Source organism: Arthrobacter sp. Leaf337, assembly GCF_001423745.1.
In the GTDB taxonomy this organism is placed as follows: Bacteria; Actinomycetota; Actinomycetes; order Actinomycetales; family Micrococcaceae; genus Arthrobacter.
Window position 1 is genome coordinate 802,132 of the sequence record NZ_LMPC01000012.1, and the last position, 22,102, is coordinate 824,233.

19 protein-coding genes and 1 tRNA gene are annotated in these 22,102 nt (G+C 63.7%); 13 read left to right on the forward strand and 7 right to left on the reverse strand.

The genetic code is table 11. The annotated features are described in order from the left end of the window. Nucleotides 1-64: 64 nt before the first annotated feature. From ASF98_RS12930 to pyk, 8 genes are all read left to right on the forward strand, one after another. The gene (locus tag ASF98_RS12930) at nt 65-352 is read left to right on the forward strand and encodes an HGxxPAAW family protein (RefSeq protein ID WP_055802295.1); all 288 of its coding nucleotides are present in this window, start codon (nt 65-67) and stop codon (nt 350-352) included. A gap of 2 nt (nt 353-354) precedes the next feature. Further along, the gene (gene trpC / locus ASF98_RS12935; RefSeq protein WP_082506817.1) at nt 355-1,173 is read left to right on the forward strand and encodes an indole-3-glycerol phosphate synthase TrpC; all 819 of its coding nucleotides are present in this window, start codon (nt 355-357) and stop codon (nt 1,171-1,173) included. A gap of 85 nt (nt 1,174-1,258) precedes the next feature. After that, nucleotides 1,259-2,590, forward strand: coding sequence for a tryptophan synthase subunit beta (trpB, locus tag ASF98_RS12940; RefSeq protein ID WP_055802298.1), 1,332 nt, complete (start codon nt 1,259-1,261; stop codon nt 2,588-2,590). Next, nucleotides 2,587-3,405, forward strand: a complete 819-nt coding sequence (trpA, locus tag ASF98_RS12945; RefSeq protein WP_055802299.1) for a tryptophan synthase subunit alpha — start codon at nt 2,587-2,589, stop codon at nt 3,403-3,405. Before trpB ends, trpA begins: the two co-directional genes overlap by 4 nt. Nucleotides 3,406-3,408: 3 nt before the next feature. Continuing rightward, on the forward strand, nt 3,409-4,587 hold the full coding sequence (gene lgt, locus ASF98_RS12950; protein ID WP_055802301.1) for a prolipoprotein diacylglyceryl transferase: 1,179 nt from the start codon (nt 3,409-3,411) through the stop codon (nt 4,585-4,587). Between the two features lie 262 nt (nt 4,588-4,849). Further along, nucleotides 4,850-9,466 (forward strand): glutamate synthase large subunit, encoded by a 4,617-nt coding sequence (gene gltB / locus ASF98_RS12955; protein WP_055802304.1) that lies wholly within the window; start codon nt 4,850-4,852, stop codon nt 9,464-9,466. After that, entirely contained in the window at nt 9,459-10,916 is a 1,458-nt protein-coding gene (locus ASF98_RS12960) for a glutamate synthase subunit beta (protein WP_028270774.1), read from the forward strand. Before gltB ends, ASF98_RS12960 begins: the two co-directional genes overlap by 8 nt. An 87-nt stretch (nt 10,917-11,003) precedes the next feature. Then, nucleotides 11,004-12,494, forward strand: coding sequence for a pyruvate kinase (gene pyk, locus ASF98_RS12965; protein ID WP_055802306.1), 1,491 nt, complete (start codon nt 11,004-11,006; stop codon nt 12,492-12,494). 139 nt (nt 12,495-12,633) lie between these two features. On the opposite strand, the gene ASF98_RS12970 is transcribed toward pyk, so the two are convergent. Then, nucleotides 12,634-13,239, reverse strand: a complete 606-nt coding sequence (locus tag ASF98_RS12970) for an ANTAR domain-containing response regulator (RefSeq protein WP_028270772.1) — start codon at nt 13,237-13,239, stop codon at nt 12,634-12,636. Between the two features lie 207 nt (nt 13,240-13,446). Between ASF98_RS12970 and ASF98_RS12975 the strand changes: the two genes are divergently transcribed. Beyond that, a tRNA-Leu gene (locus ASF98_RS12975) sits at nt 13,447-13,528 on the forward strand. Between the two features lie 773 nt (nt 13,529-14,301). Here ASF98_RS12975 and ASF98_RS12985 read toward each other — a convergent pair. The 3 genes from ASF98_RS12985 to ASF98_RS24155 all read right to left on the reverse strand — a co-directional run bounded on the left by ASF98_RS12985 (nt 14,302) and on the right by ASF98_RS24155 (nt 16,520). Beyond that, a complete protein-coding gene (locus ASF98_RS12985; protein ID WP_055802310.1) occupies nt 14,302-15,333 on the reverse strand; it encodes a DUF4192 domain-containing protein in 1,032 nt (343 codons plus the stop codon). Between the two features lie 259 nt (nt 15,334-15,592). Next, a complete protein-coding gene (locus tag ASF98_RS23715) occupies nt 15,593-16,036 on the reverse strand; it encodes a recombinase family protein (protein ID WP_082506818.1) in 444 nt (147 codons plus the stop codon). 220 nt (nt 16,037-16,256) lie between these two features. Next, entirely contained in the window at nt 16,257-16,520 is a 264-nt protein-coding gene (locus ASF98_RS24155) for a hypothetical protein (protein WP_156372378.1), read from the reverse strand. 93 nt (nt 16,521-16,613) lie between these two features. Between ASF98_RS24155 and ASF98_RS12990 the strand changes: the two genes are divergently transcribed. Together ASF98_RS12990 and ASF98_RS12995 are read left to right on the forward strand one after the other, a co-directional pair. Next, on the forward strand, nt 16,614-17,420 hold the full coding sequence (locus tag ASF98_RS12990) for a hypothetical protein (protein WP_055802313.1): 807 nt from the start codon (nt 16,614-16,616) through the stop codon (nt 17,418-17,420). A gap of 438 nt (nt 17,421-17,858) precedes the next feature. Further along, a complete protein-coding gene (locus ASF98_RS12995) occupies nt 17,859-18,179 on the forward strand; it encodes a hypothetical protein (RefSeq protein WP_055802315.1) in 321 nt (106 codons plus the stop codon). 163 nt (nt 18,180-18,342) lie between these two features. Here ASF98_RS12995 and ASF98_RS23720 read toward each other — a convergent pair whose 3' ends face one another. The 3 genes from ASF98_RS23720 to ASF98_RS24815 form a co-directional block, all read right to left on the reverse strand. Continuing rightward, entirely contained in the window at nt 18,343-18,861 is a 519-nt protein-coding gene (locus ASF98_RS23720) for a class I SAM-dependent methyltransferase (RefSeq protein ID WP_235505851.1), read from the reverse strand. A gap of 703 nt (nt 18,862-19,564) precedes the next feature. After that, nucleotides 19,565-20,485, reverse strand: a complete 921-nt coding sequence (locus tag ASF98_RS13000; RefSeq protein WP_055802317.1) for a serine hydrolase domain-containing protein — start codon at nt 20,483-20,485, stop codon at nt 19,565-19,567. Nucleotides 20,486-20,687: 202 nt separating this feature from the next. Next, complete coding sequence (locus ASF98_RS24815) at nt 20,688-20,870, reverse strand: hypothetical protein (RefSeq protein WP_082506820.1); 183 nt, start codon at nt 20,868-20,870, stop codon at nt 20,688-20,690. Between the two features lie 399 nt (nt 20,871-21,269). On the opposite strand from ASF98_RS24815, the gene ASF98_RS24160 reads away from it, so the two are divergent. Both ASF98_RS24160 and ASF98_RS13010 read left to right on the forward strand, forming a co-directional pair. After that, nucleotides 21,270-21,410 carry a hypothetical protein gene (locus ASF98_RS24160; protein WP_156372379.1) on the forward strand — a complete coding sequence of 47 codons (141 nt, stop codon included), beginning with the start codon at nt 21,270-21,272 and terminating at the stop codon, nt 21,408-21,410. A 191-nt stretch (nt 21,411-21,601) separates the two neighbouring features. After that, nucleotides 21,602-21,805: a cold-shock protein gene (locus ASF98_RS13010; protein WP_055802320.1), complete on the forward strand. Its 204-nt coding sequence runs from the start codon at nt 21,602-21,604 to the stop codon at nt 21,803-21,805. Nucleotides 21,806-22,102: the final 297 nt, after the last annotated feature.

The following is a 22,102-nucleotide window of genomic DNA, read 5'->3' on the forward strand; positions in this document are numbered from 1 at the left end:
CGATGTCCAAGGCGCCGCCAAAAAATGGCAGAATGTAAGCAGTATTCATCCTGAGGAGATTTCCATGAGCAAAGCCACTGTTTCCGCATCCAAAGCCGCTGCTGCCGAAAGCGTCTACACCGGCGTCGACCACAGCGCAGACCTCGGCCACGGCAACAGCCCGGCGGCATGGACGTGCGTGATCGTTATGCTGGTGGGCGCGCTCATCGCGGCCATCGCCTTTGTCATTGCCAGCACCCCCATCTTCATTGCCGGCGCAGCTGTAATGGTCATCGGCCTGCTGCTCGGCTGGATCATGCGGAAGGCCGGTTACGGCGTGGACGGCAGCAAGCTGAAGAACTCCGGCCACTAGCAGTGACTGTTCTCGACGACATCAATGCCGGTGCGCGTGAGGACATGGAGGCCCGCCGGCGCCTGGTGTCCCTCGCCGAACTGAAGGACCGCGCCGCAGCGGCGGCTCCTGCGCGCGATGCGTGGGCTGCCCTCGGCGGGGATTCCTCGCCACGGAACCAGCTGAAGGTCATCGCGGAAATCAAGCGGCGCAGCCCGTCCAAGGGCGATCTGGCGAGCATCGCCGATCCTGCGGACCTCGCGGTCCAGTACGCCGACGGCGGAGCTTCCGTCATCAGCGTGCTCACCGAACAGCGCCGGTTCAGCGGGTCGCTCGCCGACTTCGACGCCGTCCGGAAAGCCGTGGATGTTCCGCTGCTGCGCAAGGACTTCACGGTTGACGAGTACCAGATCTGGGAAGCGCGTGCGCACGGTGCGGACCTGGTGCTGCTAATCGTTGCTTCGCTGAGCGACGCCGAGCTGCGCGACTTCAGCCAGCTCACCCGCGAACTGGGCATGAACGCGCTGGTGGAGACGCACACTGCGGAGGAGATCGAGCGCGCCGTCGCGGCGGACGCCCGGATCATCGGCGTCAACGTCCGCAACCTCAAGACGCTCGACGTCGACCGTTCCGTCTTTGCCTCCCTCGCCGGCGGCATCCCTCCGGAAGCGGTCATTGTTGCCGAATCCGGAGTCCGCGGCGTGGACGACGTCAGGCATTACGCCGCGAGCGGCGCCAATGCCGTGCTGGTGGGCGAAGCGCTCGTCAGCGACGCGACACCTCGTGAGCGGATCGCCGAATTTACCGCTGCAGGGGCGGAAGCCATCGCAGCACGGGTCTGATGACCGGGGCGCCCGGCGGCAGCCTGCTAAAGCCGTGCGCCACCCGAAATTTCTTTATGAACAGTGGAACAGGATGGTGAGACCGATGGTCGACGCGCCAACAACCGGCTCTGATGAGGGCACCGCGGACGCATTTCTGCAAGGAGACCGGTCCCTACGCCACGCGCCGGGCCCGTACTTCGGCTCCTACGGCGGGCGCTGGATGCCCGAATCCCTCATCGCGGCCCTGGATGAGCTGGAAGACACCTTCGAGAAGGCCAAGGCCGACCCGGACTTCGTCGCCCAGATCAAGGACCTGAACAAGAACTACTCCGGCCGTCCGTCCCTGCTCACCGAGGCCAAACGCTTCGCCGAGCACGCCGGGGGAGTGCGCGTGTTCCTCAAGCGCGAGGACCTCAACCACACCGGTTCGCACAAGATCAACAACGTGCTGGGCCAGGCCCTGCTCGCCAAGCGCATGGGCAAGACCCGCGTGATCGCCGAGACCGGCGCCGGCCAGCACGGCGTGGCCAGTGCCACTGCAGCTGCTTTGCTGGGCCTCGAATGCGTTGTCTACATGGGCGCCGAGGACTGCCGGCGCCAGGCGTTGAACGTTGCGCGCATGGAGCTGCTGGGCGCCACGGTCATTCCGGTGACCAGCGGCTCGCAGACCCTCAAGGACGCCATCAACGAGGCACTCCGCGACTGGGTGGCCAACGTTGACCACACCCACTACCTGCTCGGCACGGCCGCCGGAGCCCACCCGTTCCCCGCGATGGTGCGGTACTTCCACGAGGTCATCGGCGAGGAAGCCCGCGCCCAGATCCTGGAACAGGCCGGACGTCTTCCGGACGCGGTCTGCGCCTGCATCGGCGGCGGCTCCAACGCGATCGGCATCTTCCACGGCTTCCTGGATGATCCTTCCGTCAGGATCTACGGCTTCGAGGCCGGCGGCGACGGCGTGGACACCGGACGCCACGCGGCCACCATCACCCTGGGCAAGCCCGGCGTGCTCCACGGCGCGCGCTCCTATCTGATGCAGGACGACGACGGACAGACCATCGAGTCGCACTCCATCTCAGCAGGCCTCGACTACCCGGGCGTGGGACCGGAGCACGCCTACCTGGCGGACATCGGCCGCGTCAGCTACGAGCCCATTACGGACGCCGAAGCCATGGATGCCTTCCGGGTTCTGTGCCGGACCGAGGGCATCATCCCCGCGATCGAATCCGCGCACGCCCTGGCCGGCGCCATCAAGGTTGGCCAGCGCCTCGCCGCCGAAGCTGCAGCCGAGGGGAAGGCCGCTGACAGCAAGATTGTCATCGTGAACCTCTCCGGGCGAGGCGACAAGGACGTGGCCACGGCCGCTGAATGGTTTGACCTGCTGGACAAGGATTCCGTAGAGGCCGAGATCGGCAAAGAAGGGGAACAGCTGTGACCGGCGTTCAGGACATCACCAGCACCAGCAAGTCAGCAGCCGCCATTGACAAGGCACGCGCTGAAGGGCGGGCCGCCCTCATCGGCTACCTTCCCGCCGGCTACCCCAGCGTGGAGCAGACCATCGCCGCCGGCATCGCGCTGGCCGAGAACGGCGCCGACCTGATCGAGATCGGGATCCCGTACTCCGACCCCGTCATGGACGGTCAGGTCATCCAGGCTGCCACCACCGAGGCCCTCGCCAAGGGCTTCCACGTCCGCGAGGTCTTTGACGTGGTCCGCGGCATCACCAGCAAGACCGATGCCGCCGTCCTGGTGATGACCTACTGGAACCCGGTGGTCCGGATGGGCGTGGATGAATTCTCCCGCCGGCTGGCCGAAGCCGGGGGAGCAGGGCTGATCACCCCTGACCTGATTCCCGATGAAGCCTCCGAGTGGATGGCTGCCTCGGACAAGTACGGCCTGGACCGGGTGTTCCTCGTGGCACCGTCGTCGTCGCCGGAGCGCATGAAGCGCACGGTGGATGCCAGCCGCGGTTTCGTGTACGCCGTGTCCATCATGGGCGTCACCGGAGCCCGGTCGTCCGTCAGCGATGCCGCGGAAGGCGTCGTGGCCGCCGCGCATGCTGCCGGGGCCGAGCGGGTGTGTGTAGGCCTTGGCGTCTCCAACGCCGGCCAGGTCCGCGAGATCGCGGCGTACGCCGACGGCGTGATCGTGGGTACGGCGCTCGTCGCCGCCATCCGCGACGGCGGCGTGGACGCAGTTGCCGCCCTGACCAAAGACCTCAGCACCGGCCTGACCAGGGAAGAAGCCTAAACAATGCAGACTGTCCTCCACGCGGCGGCCATGCTCCCCGCCAGCATTCCGAGCCCGGACTGGTCCGGGTTCGACATCCCGCTGCCGTGGGGGTCGCTGCGCATCCATGCGTACGCGCTGTGCATCCTGGCCGGAATCGTTGTTGGCCTGTGGCTGACGTCGGTCCGCTGGACCAAGCGCGGCACTCCGGAGGGCAGCCTGTGGGACATCGCCATCTGGGCCATCCCGTTCGGCATCATCGGCGGCCGTCTCTACCACGTGTTCTCTTCCCCGGACGCCTACTTCGGCCCGGGCTTCGACGGCACCGGTGACCTTTCCCTGATCCCGCAGATCCAGCGCGGCGGCCTGGGGATCTGGGGTGCTGTCCTGCTCGGCGCCGTGGGCGCGTGGATCGGCTGCCGCCGGGCAGGTGTCAAGCTCACTGCGTTCCTGGACGCCGCAGCCCCCGGGCTGCTGCTTGCCCAGGCCGTGGGGCGCTGGGGAAACTACTTCAACCAGGAACTGTTCGGCGCACCCACCACGCTTCCCTGGGGCCTCCAGATCGATGCCGACAACGCCAACTTCCCGGCGGGGATGCCGGCGGACACCCTCTTCCACCCGACGTTCCTCTATGAGTCCCTCTGGAACATCGCGGGCGTGGTGATCCTGCTGGCCCTGGACCGGAAGTTCAACTTCCGCCGCGGGCGGCTGTTCTGGCTCTATGCCATGTACTACACGCTGGGCCGGGTCTGGATCGAAGCCATGCGGATCGACGATGCAGAACAGATCAGCCTGTTCGGCATCACCACGCGCCTCAACGTGTGGACCAGCATCGTCGTGTTCCTCGTGGCACTGATCGTGTTCGTGGTGCTGGGGCTCCGCAAGCGCGATGAGCCGGATACCGCGTACCTGGACGGGCACGTTCCAGCCGACAAGGACGGTGACACGCCTGGCAAGGACGGCGAGTTGGCGACTGTTCCGGCGGACGGCAAAACTATCCGGCATGCGGACAAGAGTGTCTCAGATAGTGAGTCCCGTGGTAATCTCCCTGATAACCAAAGCGGTCCGGGGCACACTTCCGCCCCAACTGAAGCGGTGAAGGAACCAGCTGTCGGCACCACGCCCGCAAAGGGCGGGCAGGCAGCTGAAAATTCCGTTCACCAGGACTCCGGATCCGCGCCGGACACTGACCGCACCAAGTAGTCAGGGCCGGCAAACCGGGCAGCAGGGCTACCGCCCGCACCGCCCGTTCCCACAGCGTCGTGGCACCAGGGCCCCTTCCCGTCAGCACAGAGCTGCTGCCGGGTCAAGCCCAGGTCAGGGCCTGCGTAACTGTTAGTTCAGCAGGCCGGGCTGACCTACAATTTCCAGTAAGTAACACTTTGTTGTGCCCATCACACAGGCACCGCGAGTGGGGCCAACGTTGTCCCTTCCATACGCACGATCAGGAGGAAGGACGTCTCCCATGACCCAAACTCTTCACAGCCCCAGTTGGTCCGAGCCGGACCAGCCGGCCGCCGCCATGTCGCCGTTCAAACGGTTCGCGGCGCTGCCGGAGGCCAGTGGTCTCTACAACCCGGAGCAGGAGAAGGACGCCTGCGGCCTGGCCATCATCGCCACACTCCGCGGTGAGCCGGGCTACGACATCGTCGATGCCGCCCTGACTGCGTTGCGCAACCTCGAGCACCGCGGCGCCGTGGGCGCCGACGAAGGAACGGGCGACGGCGCCGGGCTGCTCATGCAGATCCCGGACGAGTTCTTCCGCGCCGTCACCGAGTTCGAGCTTCCGGCGCCCGGGCAGTACGTCGCAGGTACGGCATTCCTGCCGGCCGAGCAGCGTGAAGCCGATGCCGCCAAGGCAGGCATCGAAGGCCTCGCGGCCGATGAAGGACTCACCGTCCTGGGCTGGCGCGAGGTCCCGATCGTGGCCGACCTTGTCGGTGCCATGGCCCGGGCCTGCATGCCGTACTTCTCCCAGCCGTTCTTTGCCTCCAGCACCGGGGAAGTGCTGGAGCGCAACGAACTGGACTCCCGTGCCTGGCGCATCCGCAAGCGTGCCCAGAACAAGTTCGGCGTGTACTTCCCGTCGCTGTCCTCCCGGACCATCGTCTACAAGGGCATGCTGACCACCGCCCAGCTGGAGCCGTTCTACCCGGACCTCTCGGACAAGCGATTCAAGACCAAGCTCGCGATCGTCCACTCGCGCTTCTCCACCAACACGTTCCCGTCCTGGCCGCTGGCCCAGCCGTTCCGCACCATCGCCCACAACGGTGAAATCAACACCGTCAAGGGCAACCGGAACTGGATGCGTGCGCGCCAGTCCCAGCTGGCCAACCCGCTTTTGGGGGATTCCCCCGAGGAGCTGTACCCCATCTGCACCCCGGGCGCCTCCGACTCGGCGTCGTTCGATGAAGTGGCCGAGCTGCTCTGGCTCTCCGGGCGCCCCATCACGCACTCGATCATGATGATGATCCCCGAGGCCTGGGAAAACCACGCCACGATGGATCCTGCCCGCAAGGCGTTCTACGAGTACCACTCCCTGCTGATGGAACCGTGGGACGGCCCCGCCGCTGTCTCGTTCACCGACGGCAGCCTGGTGGGCGCAACGCTGGACCGCAACGGTCTGCGCCCCGGCCGCTACTGGATCACCGAAGACGGACTGGTGGTGTTCGCCTCCGAGGTGGGCGTCATCGACGTCGAACCTTCCAAGGTGGTCAAAAAGGGCCGGGTCTCCCCGGGCAAGATGTTCCTGGTGGACACCGAGGCCGGCCGGATCATCGACGATGAAGAGGTCAAGGCCGAAGTCGCCGCCGCCAACCCGTGGGCGGAGTGGGTCAAGGACAACCTGATCGACCTCGACGAGCTGCCGGAACGCGAGCACGTGGTGCACACGGCCGCGTCCGTGAACATCCGCCAGCGGACCTTCGGCTACACCACCGAGGAACTGAAGATCCTGCTGGGCCCGATGGCCCGCACCGGTGCCGAGCCACTGGGCGCCATGGGTTCCGACACTCCGGTGGCCGTGCTGTCCAAGCGTCCGCGGCTCCTCTTCGACTACTTCGTGCAGTCCTTCGCGCAGGTGACCAACCCGCCGCTGGACGCCATCCGCGAAGAACTGGTTACGTCGCTGATGTGCGCCATCGGCCCGAACGGCAACCTGCTGGACACCAAGCAGGTCCGGCAGCCGCAGGTTTCGCTGCCGTTCCCGGTGATCAACAACGACCAGCTCGCCAAGATCGCCAATATCGAAAGCCCGGACGGCGACAGGATCGCCATGAAGGTCCGCGGCCTGTACCGCCCCGAAGGCGGCGAAAACGCGCTGCGTGCCCGCCTGACGGAGATCTGCGAGCAGGTTTCCGGTGCCATCAACCGCGGCGTGCAGTACGTGGTGCTCTCGGACCGCGACTCGAACGCCCAGTGGGCACCGATTCCGTCGCTGCTGCTGGTCAGCGCCGTGCACCACCACCTGCTGCGCAGCGCCAACCGGACCAAGACCGCCCTGGTGGTCGAGGCCGGCGACGTCCGCGAGACGCACCACGTGGCAGTCCTGATCGGCTACGGCGCCTCCGCCGTGAACCCGTACCTGGCCATGGAATCCGTGGAACAGCTCATCAGCACCGGCGACGTTGTTGGCGTCACTCCGCAGGACGGTGTCTACAACCTGATCAAGGGCCTCGGCAAGGGCGTCCTGAAGATCATGTCCAAGATGGGCATCTCCACGGTTGCCTCCTACACCGGTGCGCAGACGTTCGAAGCCCTTGGCCTCGGCCAGGAACTGGTGGACGAATTCTTTGCCGGAACCCACTCCCAGCTCGGCGGCGTCGGACTCGACGTCATCGCGGCTGAAGTGTCCGCCCGGCACCAGATGGCCTACCCGGAAGGCGGCATCGAGCAGCCGCACCGTCCGCTGCTCGGCGGCGGCGAGTACCAGTGGCGCCGCGACGGCGAACCGCACCTGTTCAACCCGGAGACGGTCTTCCGGCTGCAGCACGCCACGCGTGAACGCCGCTATGACATCTTCAAGCAGTACACCCGCGGCGTGGACGACCAGTCCGAGAACCTCATGACCCTCCGCGGCCTGCTGAAGTTCAAGAACGGTGCCCGTCCCGTGGTGCCGCTCGAGGAAGTGGAGCCCGTCTCCAGCATCGTCAAGCGCTTCTCCACCGGTGCGATGAGCTACGGGTCCATCTCCAAGGAAGCCCACGAGACCCTGGCGATTGCCATGAACCGGCTCGGCGGCAAGTCCAACACCGGTGAAGGCGGCGAGGACGTGGACCGCCTGCTGGACCCCGAGCGCCGCTCGGCCGTCAAGCAGATCGCCTCGGGCCGCTTCGGCGTCACGAGCCTGTACCTGAGCAACGCCGACGACATCCAGATCAAGATGGCGCAGGGTGCCAAGCCCGGCGAAGGCGGCCAGCTGATGGCGCAGAAGGTGTACCCCTGGGTTGCCCGGACGCGCCACTCGACCCCCGGCGTCGGACTCATTTCCCCGCCCCCGCACCACGACATCTACTCGATCGAAGACCTCGCCCAGCTGATCTATGACGCGAAGCGCGCCAATCCTTCGGCGCGGGTGCACGTCAAGCTCGTTTCCGAGGTGGGCATCGGCACAGTTGCCGCCGGTGTCACCAAGGCGAAGGCCGACGTCGTACTGGTTTCCGGTCACGACGGCGGTACCGGCGCCTCGCCGCTGAACTCGCTCAAGCACGCCGGTGTTCCGTGGGAACTGGGTCTCGCAGAGACCCAGCAGACCCTGATGCTCAACGGCCTGCGCGACCGCGTGGTGGTGCAGGTGGACGGTCAGCTGAAGACCGGCCGCGACGTCGTGATCGCCGCGCTGCTTGGCGGCGAGGAATTCGGCTTCGCCACGGCACCGCTGGTGGTGGAGGGCTGCATCATGATGCGCGTCTGCCACCTGGACACCTGCCCCGTGGGCGTTGCGACGCAGAACCCTGAACTGCGGGCCCGCTTCAGCGGCAAGCCGGAGTTCGTGGTGAACTTCTTCGAGTTCCTGGCCGAAGAAGTCCGCGAAATCCTCTCGGAGCTCGGGTTCCGCAGCATCGAAGAGGCCATCGGCCACGCCGAAATGCTGGATACCCGTGAGGCGATCAACCACTGGAAGGCCGAAGGGCTGGACCTGGACCCGATCCTGCACGGACTCGAGTTCGACGACGACGCCCCGCTGCGCAACCTGACCGGCCAGAACCACGAGCTGGACAAGCACTTCGACCAGCGGCTCATCACCATGGCCGCCGAGGCGCTGACCGACCGCAGCCCGGTGAAGATCGCCGTGGACGTCATCAACACGGACCGCTCCGTGGGCACCATGCTGGGCCACGTCGTCACCAAGACGTTCAGCACGGACGTCCTGGCGACGGATACGATCGACATCACGCTGACCGGCACCGCAGGCCAGTCGCTGGGCGCCTTCCTGCCCGCCGGCATCACCCTGCGCATGTTCGGCGACTCGAACGACTACGTGGGCAAGGGCCTTTCCGGCGGCCGCATCATCGTCCGGCCGGACCGCACCAACGTGTTCCAGGCCGAAAGTAACGTGATCGCCGGCAACGTGATCGGTTACGGTGCCACCAGCGGCGAGATGTTCCTGCGCGGCCAGGTGGGCGAACGCTTCCTGGTCCGTAACTCCGGCGCCACCGCGGTTGTCGAAGGCATCGGCGACCACGGCTGCGAGTACATGACCGGCGGCCAGACGCTCATCATCGGACGTACGGGCCGCAACTTCGGTGCGGGCATGTCCGGCGGAACGGCCTACGTGCTGGACCTGCGGACCACCCGGGTGAACAAGCAGGCGCTGGAGTCCGGCGAACTGCAGCTGCGCGAACTGGACGCCGAGGACCGCGACATTGTCCACGGCCTGCTGGTCAAGCACGTCGAGGAAACCGAATCCCTGCACGCGCAGCGGTTGCTGGAAAACTTCGACGACACCGCAGCCCGCATTACCAAAGTCCTGCCGCGCGACTACGCGGCCGTATTGCAGACACGTCTCGACGCGATCGAAGAGGGCCTGGACCCCGATGGCGAAGAAGTATGGTCTCGAATCCTGGAGGTGACCGGTGGCTGATCCACGCGGATTTCTGAAAGTACGTCAGCGTGAAACCCAGCCGCGCCGTCCCGTTCCCGTCCGCATCATGGACTGGAAGGAAGTTTACGAGGCCCAGGAAAAGGGTGTCCTGAAAAGCCAGGCCGGCCGCTGCATGGACTGCGGCGTGCCGTTCTGCCACCAGGGCTGCCCGCTGGGCAACCTGATTCCCGAGTGGAACGACCTCGTATGGCGGGATAAGGGCGAGGAAGCGATTGAGCGGCTGCACGCCACCAACAACTTCCCCGAATTCACCGGCCGCCTGTGCCCGGCTCCCTGCGAAGCGTCCTGCGTGCTGGGCATCAACCAGCCCGCGGTGACCATCAAGCAGGTCGAGGTCTCCATCATCGATGAAGCCTTTGACAACGGCTGGGTCAACCCGCTGCCGCCGACCCGCCTGACGGGCAAGACGGTCGCCGTCGTCGGTTCCGGCCCCGCCGGACTCGCCGTCGCGCAGCAGCTGACCCGCGTGGGCCACACCGTTGCCGTGTACGAGCGCGACGACAAAATCGGCGGCCTCCTGCGGTACGGCATCCCCGACTTCAAGATGGAGAAGGAACAGGTCGACCGCCGACTGGAGCAGATGAAGGCCGAAGGCACCCGCTTCCGGACCGGAGTCGCCGTCGGTACTGACGTGACCTGGGAGCAGCTTCGCCGCCGGTACGACGCCGTGGTGGTTGCCACCGGCGCCACCGTGCCGCGTAACCTGCCCATCCCGGGCCGCGAGCTTGAGGGCGTGCACTACGCCATGGATTACCTTGTTCCGGCCAACCGCGTGGTGGCGGGGGAGCAGGTGGAAAACCAGATCCACGCCAAGGGCAAGCACGTGGTGATCCTCGGCGGCGGCGACACCGGTGCCGACTGCCTCGGCACCGCCCACCGCCACGGTGCCGCTTCGGTGACTACGCTGGCGATCGGCAAGCAGCCGTCCGTGGAGCGTATGCCGAACCAGCCCTGGCCCACGTTCCCCACCCTCTTTGAGGTTGCGAGTGCGCATGAAGAGGGCGGCGAGCGTACGTACCTCGCCTCCACAGTGGAGTTCGTTGGCGAAAATGGCAAGCTCACCGGCGTCAAGGTTGCCGAGACCGAGTTTGTGGACGGCAAGCGCCTCCCCAAGGCCGGCACCGAGCGGATCATTCCCGCGGACCTGGTGTTCCTGTCCCTGGGCTTCACCGGTGCGGAGCCTGCCGGCATTACCGAGCAGGTCCACGCCGAATTCGACGGCCGCGGCAACGTGGCCCGTGACGGCTACTACATGACCAACACCGAGGGTGTGTTCGTTGCCGGCGACGCCGGCCGCGGCCAGTCGCTCATTGTGTGGGCCATCGCCGAAGGCCGCGCCTGCGCGGCAGCGGTAGACAAGTTCCTGATGGGAACCACGATCCTGCCTGCCCCGGTTGCCCCAACCGACCGGGCGATCGCCGTTCTCTAGTCACAACTCTGCAGTCACAATCGGGGGACCACGGAAGTTCACCTGCGGTATAACTCCAATCCAGAAACACACCAATAGGGTAGGTATATGAGACGCGCAAAAATCGTGGCAACGTTCGGACCGGCTATTTCCAGCTTCGAGAACACCCTCGCAGTTGTTGAAGCCGGCGTGGATGTTGCCCGCATGAACATGAGCCACGGCGACTACTCGGTGCACGACGTGACGTATGAGAACGTCCGCAAGGCATCGAAGCAGCTCGGCAAACCCGTTGCCATCATGGCCGACCTCCAGGGCCCCAAGATCCGTCTGGGCCGCTTTGTTGACGGTCCGCACGAACTGGCCGTTGGCGACATCTTCACCATCACCACCGAAGACGTTCCCGGCACCAAGGAAATTTGCTCCACCACGCTCAAGAGCCTGACCGACGACGTCAACGTCGGTGACGCGCTGCTGATCGACGACGGCAAGGTGGCCCTGCGGGCCATCGAGGTCGACGACGTCAAGGTGGTCGCCCAGGTGACCGTCGGCGGCTTCGTGTCCAATAACAAGGGCATCAACCTTCCCGGTGTTGCCGTCAACGTTCCCGCTCTGAGCGAGAAGGACGAGGACGATCTGCGCTGGGCCATGCGCCGCGGTGTGGACATGGTAGCCCTGTCCTTCGTCCGTGACGCCTCGGACATCAAGCGCGTCCACGAAATCATGGACGAAGAGGGACGCCGCGTTCCGGTCATCGCCAAGATCGAGAAGCCGCAGGCTGTTGACCAGCTGCACGAGATCATCGACGCGTTCGACGCCATCATGGTGGCCCGTGGCGACCTCGGCGTGGAGCTCCCGCTCGAAGAGGTGCCGATCGTCCAGAAGCGCGCCATTGAACTGGCCCGCCGCTGGGCCAAGCCGGTCATCGTGGCCACCCAGGTGCTCGAGTCCATGATCGACAACCCGCGCCCCACCCGTGCAGAGGCTTCGGACTGCGCCAACGCAGTGCTCGACGGCGCCGACGCAGTCATGCTCTCCGGCGAGACGAGCGTGGGCAAGTACCCAATCGAAACCGTTAAGGTCATGGCCCGGATCATCGAATCCACCGAGGTCCACGGCCTCGAGCGCGTCCCCCCGTTGGGCACCAAGCCCAAGACCCGTGGCGGCGCCATCACCCGTGCCGCCGTCGAAATCGCCGACCAGCTGGACGCAAAGTACATCTGTGCTTTCACCCAGTCCGGCGACTCCGCACGCCGCCTGTCCCGCCTGCGTCCCGTCAAGCCGGTCTTCGCGTTCACTCCGGTGGAGCACGTGTGGAACCAGCTTGCGCTGACCTGGGGCATCCAGCCGGTCCTGGTTCCCATGGTGGACCACACCGACGAAATGACGGCCCAGGTTGACCGCAGCCTGCTGGAACTGAACCTGGTGGAGGACGGTGACCTGGTGGTCATCGCTGCCGGTTCCCCTCCCGGAAAAGCCGGTTCGACCAACTCGCTGAAGGTGCACAAGGTGGGCGACCTCGCCGACTCCACTTTCGCGGGCGAAGCGTCCAGCAACAAGGAAAAGCTCGGACCCTGGCCGGAAAAGAAGAAGAAGGCCTAGGCCTCCACTGCGTGCGGCGGGAGTCGCACGCAGAACAAAAGGGAGGATCCCCGCCGGTTGGCGGGGATCCTCCCTTTTTTGTCTTTGTTGTCTCCCGGTGATTGAGCTTGTCGAAATCGACAAGCTCAATCAGAAGCGGTTAGTTGACCTGGTTGATGATGGTTTCGGCGACCTCGCGCATGCTGAGGCGGCGGTCCATGGAGGTCTTCTGGATCCAGCGGAAGGCCTCGGGCTCGGTGAGGCCCATCTTGGTGGTGAGCAGGCTCTTGGCGCGTTCTACGAGCTTGCGGGTGGCGAACTGCTCCTGGAGGTCGGAGACCTCGTTTTCGAGGGCCTTGATCTCCTCATGGCGGGAGAGTGCGATCTCCAGGGCGGGGATCAGGTCCGCGGGGGTGAAGGGCTTGACCACGTAGGCCATGGCGCCGGCGTCACGGGCGCGCTCCACGAGTTCCTTCTGGCTGAAGGCCGTGAGGAGCACTACCGGGGCAATGCGGGCCTTCACGATTTTCTCGGCGGCTGAGATGCCGTCCATGACCGGCATCTTGACGTCCATCAGGACGAGGTCGGGCTTGAGTTCCTCGGCGAGCTGCACGGCCTTCTCGCCGTTGTCCGCTTCGCCGATGACGTCATAGCCCTCGCCCCGGAGGATTTCGATGATGTCCAGGCGGATAAGGGTCTCGTCCTCGGCGACAATAACGCGGCGCGCCGGCTGGCTGTTGGGGTTTGACTCCGTCTGTTCTGACACGGGAACTCCTTGAAAGGTACGGCGGGAACTAGTCCATCTTAGTTGTGCCCGCCGAGGTACTTGGAACTGCTTGGTTTCGTTGCGGCTGCGCTGGCGCGATTCTGGAATTCAGCCTATCTGCATGTAGAGTAATTTCGCGCACTGGAAGCGATCGCGTTGCTCACAACTCTGCTGTGGGCCTAAGATTGTTACTTCCGTGTAATCCGCGCCCGAGTGGCGGAATTGGCAGACGCGCCGCACTCAAAATGCGGTATCGAAAGGTGTGTGGGTTCGAGTCCCACCTCGGGCACGCATAACCCCTCGTCAGAGGGGTTTTTGCTTTAATGTGTGGACATTGACCCTCGGCGCGTCCCTCTGACACTGCACGCGGTCTGTGCCCGGCGCCGCGGTCGCCTGTTCGGTTTTGTGGGTGGCGGGATCAGGGTCCTGGCCTGGCCCCCTCCGCCTGCTGGGATCTAAGGCTATGTGTGGTCCTTACTAGCTGTTTCCGTTGGCCAGTTGTTGGCCGTCACTCATTCATGGCTTGGAGTTGTGGTGACGACATGACCACGACGAACTTTCTTCGACATTTTCCCCGCATAGCTGCCTTCGGTGAGCTAGGTAGAGTGCACTTTTCGTGAGTTTGTCCGGCCAAAGGGTGTGTGCACATTGTGCACACGTTTGTGCACGGACGGCTCTTCGGCCTGCATTTTGGTCTTTTCCTCCTGACTCCTTCTTCACCAGTTCATGTAGTTCTCTGTGGCAGGCGACATAACTTTGCGGCCCCAGCCCCGCGGTTTCCTAGGCCATTCCGGGTTCAGCCGCACCTCTCATGGCGTACCTGTGGCCGGCGTACGATCCGTCGACGGAGTCCAAGTGTGTGGGATCCGGACTCTTCTTCCGGGCAGCCCTGGTGTGGTTGGTCCGCCTGACTTTGGCGTCTGAGCTGGCAACATTGCTCCCTTTCCCTTCCGCGGAGCACACGCAGGAGTGGAATTCCGATCCGGACGGGTGGGACGGGGCGGTGGAGGACTGGCTCCGGAACGTCCCGCCGTCGTCGCCCATATCCCTGGAACTGCGTGGCTAGGAGGCTTCGAGGCCCCGGGGCCGGAAGGCCCGGTCTTTGTCCATGTTCCAGCCGGCCACCATTCCGGAGCCGATCATGAGGTCGCTGAGCCTGGCAAGGTGGTAGGCGGGGTCTGCTTCGAGGGCGAGTTGCAGGAATTGGTGGGCTTTGCTGCCGCGGCCTTCCCACCAGTTGACGAAGGCGATGGCGGTGAGGATGGGGGCGGAGTGTTTGGTGCTGCTGTGGGTGTAGGCGTGGAGCAGCAGCTGTTGTGCCCATTCGACCCGTGACCACTGGGGTCCGCTGTGTGTTTGGGCCAGGAGTACCCGGTCCATCGGTTCGTCGATTCCCGGGATATCGGCCATGAGCTGGTCTCTAATCGCCGGGGCCTGGAAGTTGGCAATCAGGCTGATGGTCTCGTCGTCGTTCGGGTAGGAGATCGCGTCCAGCATGCCGTCCCAGAGTGTCCGGGCTTGCTCGAGTGCCTCGCCTGGGTTCATCGTGTGGATTGTTTTCACGCGGTCGTTGACGGCGTCCCCCGTGCGGTTTTCTTTTGTTGAGGCTGGCAGGGTGATGTGGTTGGTCGGTGCGATGGTGCTGCCGCGGTAGACGAATTCGGCGTTGATCTGGCTGGACTCGGTCGCCTTCAGCGGCAGTGACTGTCCGTTCTGGGGGTCGCCGTCGTAGGGGGAGACGGTGTTGTCTCCGACGAGGAGCCCGTCGCGGATGGTCATGCCGCGTTCGGCCAGTGCGCACGTCAGTGCTGCGATGGTTGCGGCGTGCGGTTTGGGCTGCCCGGGTTTCTGGGGCTCGGAGGTGTAGACGGCGAAGAGCACGCTGGCGGCGCTGGCGTCGTGGGCGAGGTAGTCGGCCACGGTGCGGGCGTAGCTGAATCCGCCCTCGCGGTTGGGGAGGTCGACTCTGAGGGTTGCCCCGACGCGGTTGGCGTCGAGGGTGATGCACACGAGGCTTTCCTGCGGCCAGAACCCGAGGGTGTGCCCGACGAAACTGAGGACGTCGGCTGGGGTTTTGATGGTGAGCGGTTCCATGTTCCTTCTCCTTCAGCGGCTGGCGGGCACCGGGTGTGTCTGTCAGATTTGTGCGTCGTTCTGCTAACGGAGTCACTGCTGGGTTTGAGGGTCTGGAGTGCAACTTGGGGAACCGGGAGCGGTTCAGAGTTTCGCGAGGAAATAAGCGGAGCGCCGAACGAAACTTTGTGTCGAGCCCGGCGCGGAGCGCCCTGGTTGCGCGGAGGACCCGCCCAGCGATGATGGGGATCAGAATGACAGCGAAGTTGCTTCTGGTGGTTCATGGAGGCGGGGGAGCGGGGCGGCATGACGGACTAGGTTGACCAGACGTTCGGTGCCGCCAACTGGCCGTCATGATGCGTTTGCGGCCGCCGACCTGTCCTTGTTCTGGTGCGGCCTGCAGTCCGGCCGGCGTACGTTCGACCATGAGTTCCCGTTCCATCTGGGCTAGGGAAGCAATGACGTTGAAAGAGAAGCGTCCAGAGACCGTGGTGGTGTCGATCGCATCGGTGAGGCTGACGAATCCTACGCCGCGGTCGTTCAGTCCTTCGCGTGGGTTGTCCAGCGCCTGGTCGAGGCCGGGGCGTTGGGACTTGGTGCCGCTGATTGCGTCTTTGTAGATCTTGTCGCATCCGGCCTTCTGTAGGGCGTCGCGCTGCAGGTCCAGGTTCTGGTCCCGGGTGGAAATCCGAGCGTAGCCGATGCGGTGCGTGGTCTTGGGGATGTTCTCTTCTCAATACTCGGTTCGGGGCCTTAGTTCGACTGTACCGATACGAGAATTATTTATGAGAACCGGGGCGAGGGCTGCCGCTTTTTCTTCGTCGAGCCAATTTTCCGCGGCAGGACGTTGCGCCACTTCGATGAGCGATCGATCGCGGGATTCTCGATTCGATGCTTTCTCGGAATCCTTCGTTTTCAAGAACACTTCACTCGGAACAGATTCGTTAGTCTTCCTGTTCTTGCTCGTACCGGTTCGGCGAGTCAGACGTAGCCCTGTTTTTAAGCCACGCTTCTTTTGCCTGATCTGCCCTTCTACGGGATGCGATTGCCGCCCGAATGCCGAAGAACCCAAAGACGCTGAGGACCCCACCAACGAGGGCACCGATAAGCGCAACTCCAACTGATTCCCCACCGATCAGGCCGGTGATGAGGCCAGAAGTTGCGGCACCCACTAGAAACTCCCCAACCAACGCTAGTGCGAGTTTCATTTTGGGTCTTTGCGGGCCTTAGTACCTACCCCTTGTAGTCGCTGACACGTGGGGGTAACGTGCCCATCACAAAGCTCGCCCTTGGAGGCCTCCATGTCCTCGCTGCTACGCCGCGCTATAGCCTTGGCATCGATCTTGTCCGTCGGACTACTCGGGCCCGTCGGCCTCTCGGCTTGCACCGCCACCGAGGCACCGCCCCCCGCATCGACTACCGAGACGCCGCCCCCCGCATCGACTACCGAGACGTCGCCCCCCGCATCGACTACCGAGACGTCGCCCCCCGCATCGACCACGGAGGCTCGCACAGTCCCACCGCTGCCGGACAGCGGCGACATCGATGCTGGTACATACCTCGTCACCAGCTTCGCGGAGAATTTCGAGATCACCGTCCCAGACGGCTGGTCGGCCGACGGCGATGGTCTGGGAAAGGACGACCCGGATCACCCGGATGATATGGCGGTTTTCGTGGGTTGGTGGCCCTCCGACCATGTGCCGACGGACGCATGCGCGTGGCAGGGCTCGCTCGTCGAGGTCAATCGGTCGGCTAGGGCCTTCGTCGACGCGATGACGGCCCAGACGTCAACGTCCAGCACCCCTCCCGTCGAGGTCGTGGTGGGCGATTACTCCGGTGTCGAGTTCGACCACTCCGTCGAGGGCGACGTGGACATCAAAGCCTGCGACAACGGTCAGTTTTGCGTTCACTCCGAATACTCGAACCTATGCACCCGCTGGTACTCGACCGCCGCTGAGCGGGAAACCTACCGGGTGGTCAACCTGAACGGCCAGCGCGCCATGTTCTGGGTGGTCCAATTCCACGAATCGATCAATCCGGAGCTGACCAGAGAAGCACGCACCGTCTTCGACTCGATCGTGTTCAAGGTCCGACAGGTGACCAGCTGATGCGATAGGCGATCCCCGCCTGCGGGGCGCCGACCCCGCCTCGGAACCAACCCGACTGCTTCGTTGCGTGCTGTCAGTTTCCGAAGTCGCATGCACTGGCCTTCCCGTGATTTCGGGGTAGTCCAGATGACTTGTGAACGCTGGATACTCCGCCGCGCAACGGCTTAGTGCAGGGGACTTCTGATATTCAGTGCAGACGACTTCTGAAAATGACACGTATACCCAAGATGTCTCACCCGGCCATTGTGCCTCAGAAACCCCGGGCCAGCACCCCGCTGAGACGATCCACGGTGAGACATCTTTCCAAGACACGGGCCGGCCCGGGACGAGGCCGATTCCTTTTGCGTGCAACATGTACGGTGACGCTATGGCCATTTCGGAGCACTCTTGCACTACCGTGGACAGCAGGGCTCACGTCGTCCTTGGAAGACCCTCATAATGCCCGGCAGTCTTGACTTTCGCATCCAAGTCCTGCTCTCCTTCCAACGAGCACTCTGGGACATGGTTACGCCGCCCTTGCGTGGCGTCGCGATTCTGCTTGCCGAACCATTGATCGAAGCCAGATTCATCTACGAACACGAGCCCACCGATGACGAAGTTCAGATTGTCGCTGAGGTAGAAACCTACGTCATCGCCGACTTCACGCCCCCCACGAACGTCAGCTTCAAGGTGGTTGGGGCATTGCCGCCGGCTCCTCGAGAGCTCCTCCCTAGGGAGGAGTGGATTTATCTTCGCCGCGAAGCTGGTATCGAGGCGTGACAACTGTTGGACATATAACTGCGGACTTGTTGGCGGGTTCGAGCGGGGCCGGCATGTTAAGGGCCGCTTCCCCTTCGAACCTCACTTCAGCTAGCGAAGGTCTGGTGAATGTGCGGGTTCCAGGCACCGGAGGCGACATATAGCGCCATGAAATTGCCGCCACTTATCGCGGCGATTCACACACATCTACAAAACGACCGGTGAATCCAGACAAGGGATCCTTTACCGGACGGCGGCAGTTATGGCTGCATGAGCCCGCTTGCCCGGGTCCTGGCGTGTCTCCATGTCGAGCAACCTCGAAACCCGCTTCGCTCAGCAGGTCCCCCATCTGCTCGGGGGACCAGTAGTACGCCGTTGTAACAGCGTGCGGGAAAGAATCGCCCGGAGACCCATCGAAGAATCCGACGAGTAATTGCCCGCCCTGGGTGAGGGCGCGAGAGATCTCCCTGAGCACCAAGGACAACTCGTCCGGTGGCACGTGTATGAGGGAGTACCAGGCCAGCACACCATGCCGTGATCCATCTGGTACGTCTAAATTACGGAACGATGCAACGCGAAAAGGCACTCCAGGAAAGCGTACGCGGGCGCTCTCAAATGAATTCGGGAACAAGACCGATTCCTTGCACAGACGCACCGCGTTGATACAGGAAGTCGGTCCAATGACCGGGTCCACACCCGGCATCAATCAGTTGGCCGTCAATACTCGGTGCCCAACGTCCGATGCGCTGCCGATCTTTCTCGTGCATGTCCTCAAGGGAACCAAGAATGCGCGTGTACTCGGCGGCACGCACCCCATACGCGGCTCGGATGGATTCGCTCCCCATACTGACGAGCGTATCGGGGGAGGAACAACACTGAATAGCATACCCGCCGGGGTCCGCTAGCTAGCGGATCTCCTTGCGGCATGCGCTATGCGCCAAATAGCGCTGTGAAAACACCGCCACTTACCGCTAAAAGTCACATCCCTTCATTGGCGCCAAACCGTCTCACGAACGGTCGTTCGTGAAGTGTTCCCCTCCCGACCTTTCCAGCTGACGGTAGGCGCCCATACTGAGAGTGAATGTCACTCGCTCAGGAGCGCGTCGGGCTGCTTCCCCAGCGAGGGGGCGAAGGCCATTGTTAAAGATACAGAGCCCTGCGATTTGAATCGGAGGCTGCCATGATCCAGGCCCTGTTGTGCAAGCTGAACATTCGGCACGATTGGCATCTCGAACATGCCGAAGACGGCGGCGTGTATAAACGCTGTCGTCGATGCGGCAAGGATGACGATAGCGGCGGCGGAGGAACAGGAGGCAACTACAGTGCCTGGATAGGGCCGACGGCAGGAGGGTGAGGCCGGCCGTCCCGCAGGTACATGAATGCCCCGGCGGATTATGGTGTTCTAGCTAGCACATGCTCCTGACTGTCTGCAGGACAGCGTCCTCCATCTCGGGGACCAGCGCAGGCGCGTCTGTGACGTTCAGCTCCCGCGGCGGAAGTACCGTAACCACCGTCACCTGCCGGTGGCCGTCTAAGGAGGACACGGATTGGACACTGTACGGCCCTCCGCCCCCGGACACGAAGACGTGGCGTGTGCCCGGGCAGATGTCGTCGCTTGGACGGATGCCACCCAAAGAGAACGGCTCGGCCTCAATCATGCTCTTCCACGTTTCCTCGCGGATGAGCCGACCCGTGGTGAGCGCCGCCACGAATCTGCTGAGGTCTTCAACAGTTGAAATGACCCCGGAATCAGCCGACCCGGCCACGGCGTCAATACGGGTGAAGTCGCGCTTGTTCCCGTCCTCCAGCACGTACCCATGCAGCATGGGCTCGGGCGGCTGCCCTACCGCCGCCAAGTGGGTGTTGCCCATTCCTGCCGGCTCAAACACGTCCTTGGCGAGAACCTCTCCGAGTCCGCGGTTGTGTTTGCTTTCCAGCAGCCAGCCCAGTACTTCCCAGTCCGTTGCAGACCACGCAGAGTAGGACACTGGCCCTGGCGGCAGGTCCGCTCCGGCCGCAATCCGGAGCCGTTCCTCGAAGGTCAAGTGGCGCGTTTGGAGCTCGTCCAGGCTTGCGGACTCAATCAGGGGTGGAAAGTAGTCGGGCAGGCCCGACGTGCTGCCCAGCAGGTCCCGCACCGTGATCCGCTCCCACCCGGGGAAGATGACTGTGAACTCGGGCAGATGAGCGGAGACGGGGTCGTCCAGACGCACGGTGCCGACCTCCACCAGCTTCATCACGGACACGGCCACCATCGGCGTCCCCGCCCCGATGATCCACGTTTTGTCCGTAGGGACCGCCTTCTTGTTGGACTCCAGATCATTCACCCCGTGGCCCTTAGCTCCTCCTGGTCTCCATTCCGCACATGGAAAACCACAGCAGTCGCACCATGCGCGGAAGCGTCGACGGCAAAAGCTTCCAACGCCGGGGCGAGCTTCGCAACCGGTGTGGTGGCTGTTTCGTCAGGGGTGCCGAACGTGCAGCCGGAAAGCACAAGAGCCACGGCTAGCGTTGCAGCGCGCTTGTTCATCACGGAACCGGACCCCATGGATTGCCCGGGCGGTCTCCAGCCTCGAGGTGCCCCGACCACTTGGCGCTGTGGCGGTCGTACTTGCCGCACTTAGTGCAACGCCGGCGGAACCCGCCGTCGGGCGTCCTTTCCGCCAGCCAGTGGTGGCCGATATTGAGCCTGCACAGCAGGGCCCGGATCATGACCACTCCTCTCCGAGAATGTGTCGCCCAGCCCACTTCTAATTATGTTCCCGAAACTTCTGATTGGATCTTCAGGAACCCGAGCACCACTTGCGTTTGCATGACTTTTACTGCTACCTCGAACAAAATCACTCAGTCCCGTCGGCATACGGGGCACCGAGAGTGACAATTAGCGCCATGAAAACGCCGCCACTTATCGCTGCGAGTCACAAAGATCCCCGTTTCCAACAGCTCGCTGCGAACACCACGATTCTCAAATCCACCTGTTCTTGAAATCCTTTGTTTGTGAGAACTCTGGAGATCCGCCCTCACGCCCACGCTTCGGGATGAAAGACCGGCTGCGTCCTGATACGCGTGTCCTAATACTTACGTCATCTAAGACGCACATATTGTCGATTCATGGACAGCAACCAAGCTGGCGAACTGGAAGGGCAGACCTCGATCAACGAGCTGCTCGATGCGCCGATCGGCAATACTCATATTCAGATGGCGCTGCCGATCCATGTTCAGCTCCGGGCAGGGGAATTCCGACGTCTGTAGCAGTGACCTCGCATCGGCCGGTTCACCTTTCGGCACTCAGGCCCAGTTGATGCCACGGCGCCTCGGCGGCTTCCGCTTTTGAAGACAACTGTTGCCCCTGCAAACGATCGCCCATAGGCTCGTCCATGTGAGTGGCGGGGACGGTATTCCGAAAAGCGGAACCGCCCAGCGACCCGTGAAGGACATCAAGCATGGCAACAGGTACTGTCAAGTGGTTCAACTCCGAAAAGGGCTTTGGTTTCATTGCCCCCGACGACGGAAGCGCTGACGTGTTCGCACACTATTCGGCAATCGCATCCAGCGGTTACAGGTCCCTGGACGAGAACCAGAAGGTTCAATTCGACATCACCCAAGGCCCCAAGGGCCCCCAGGCTGAGAACATTCAGCCGCTCTAGCAGTCCCCAAGAGACTGGTCAGCCGTTAATGGCCGGCCAGTCTCTTGCTGTGTCCGGAGGCGAGAGTAAACTCTTCCTGGGCATCCCTAGGATTCGCATCTGAACCTCGGCGCCGTAATGTGGGGTGGCCACCCGGCTGAGAAGTTCATCCGCCAGGTGTGGCAGGGGTATTCGCCCGACAGATCGATCATGCCGCTGATGGCCGCTGTGACCGGGCTTGCTGCGGGTGATGGCCGTGCTGGGCCGTCGGGGAGTGGGACTGGGCTATACGATCCTCAGCTGATGTTGTCCATTGGT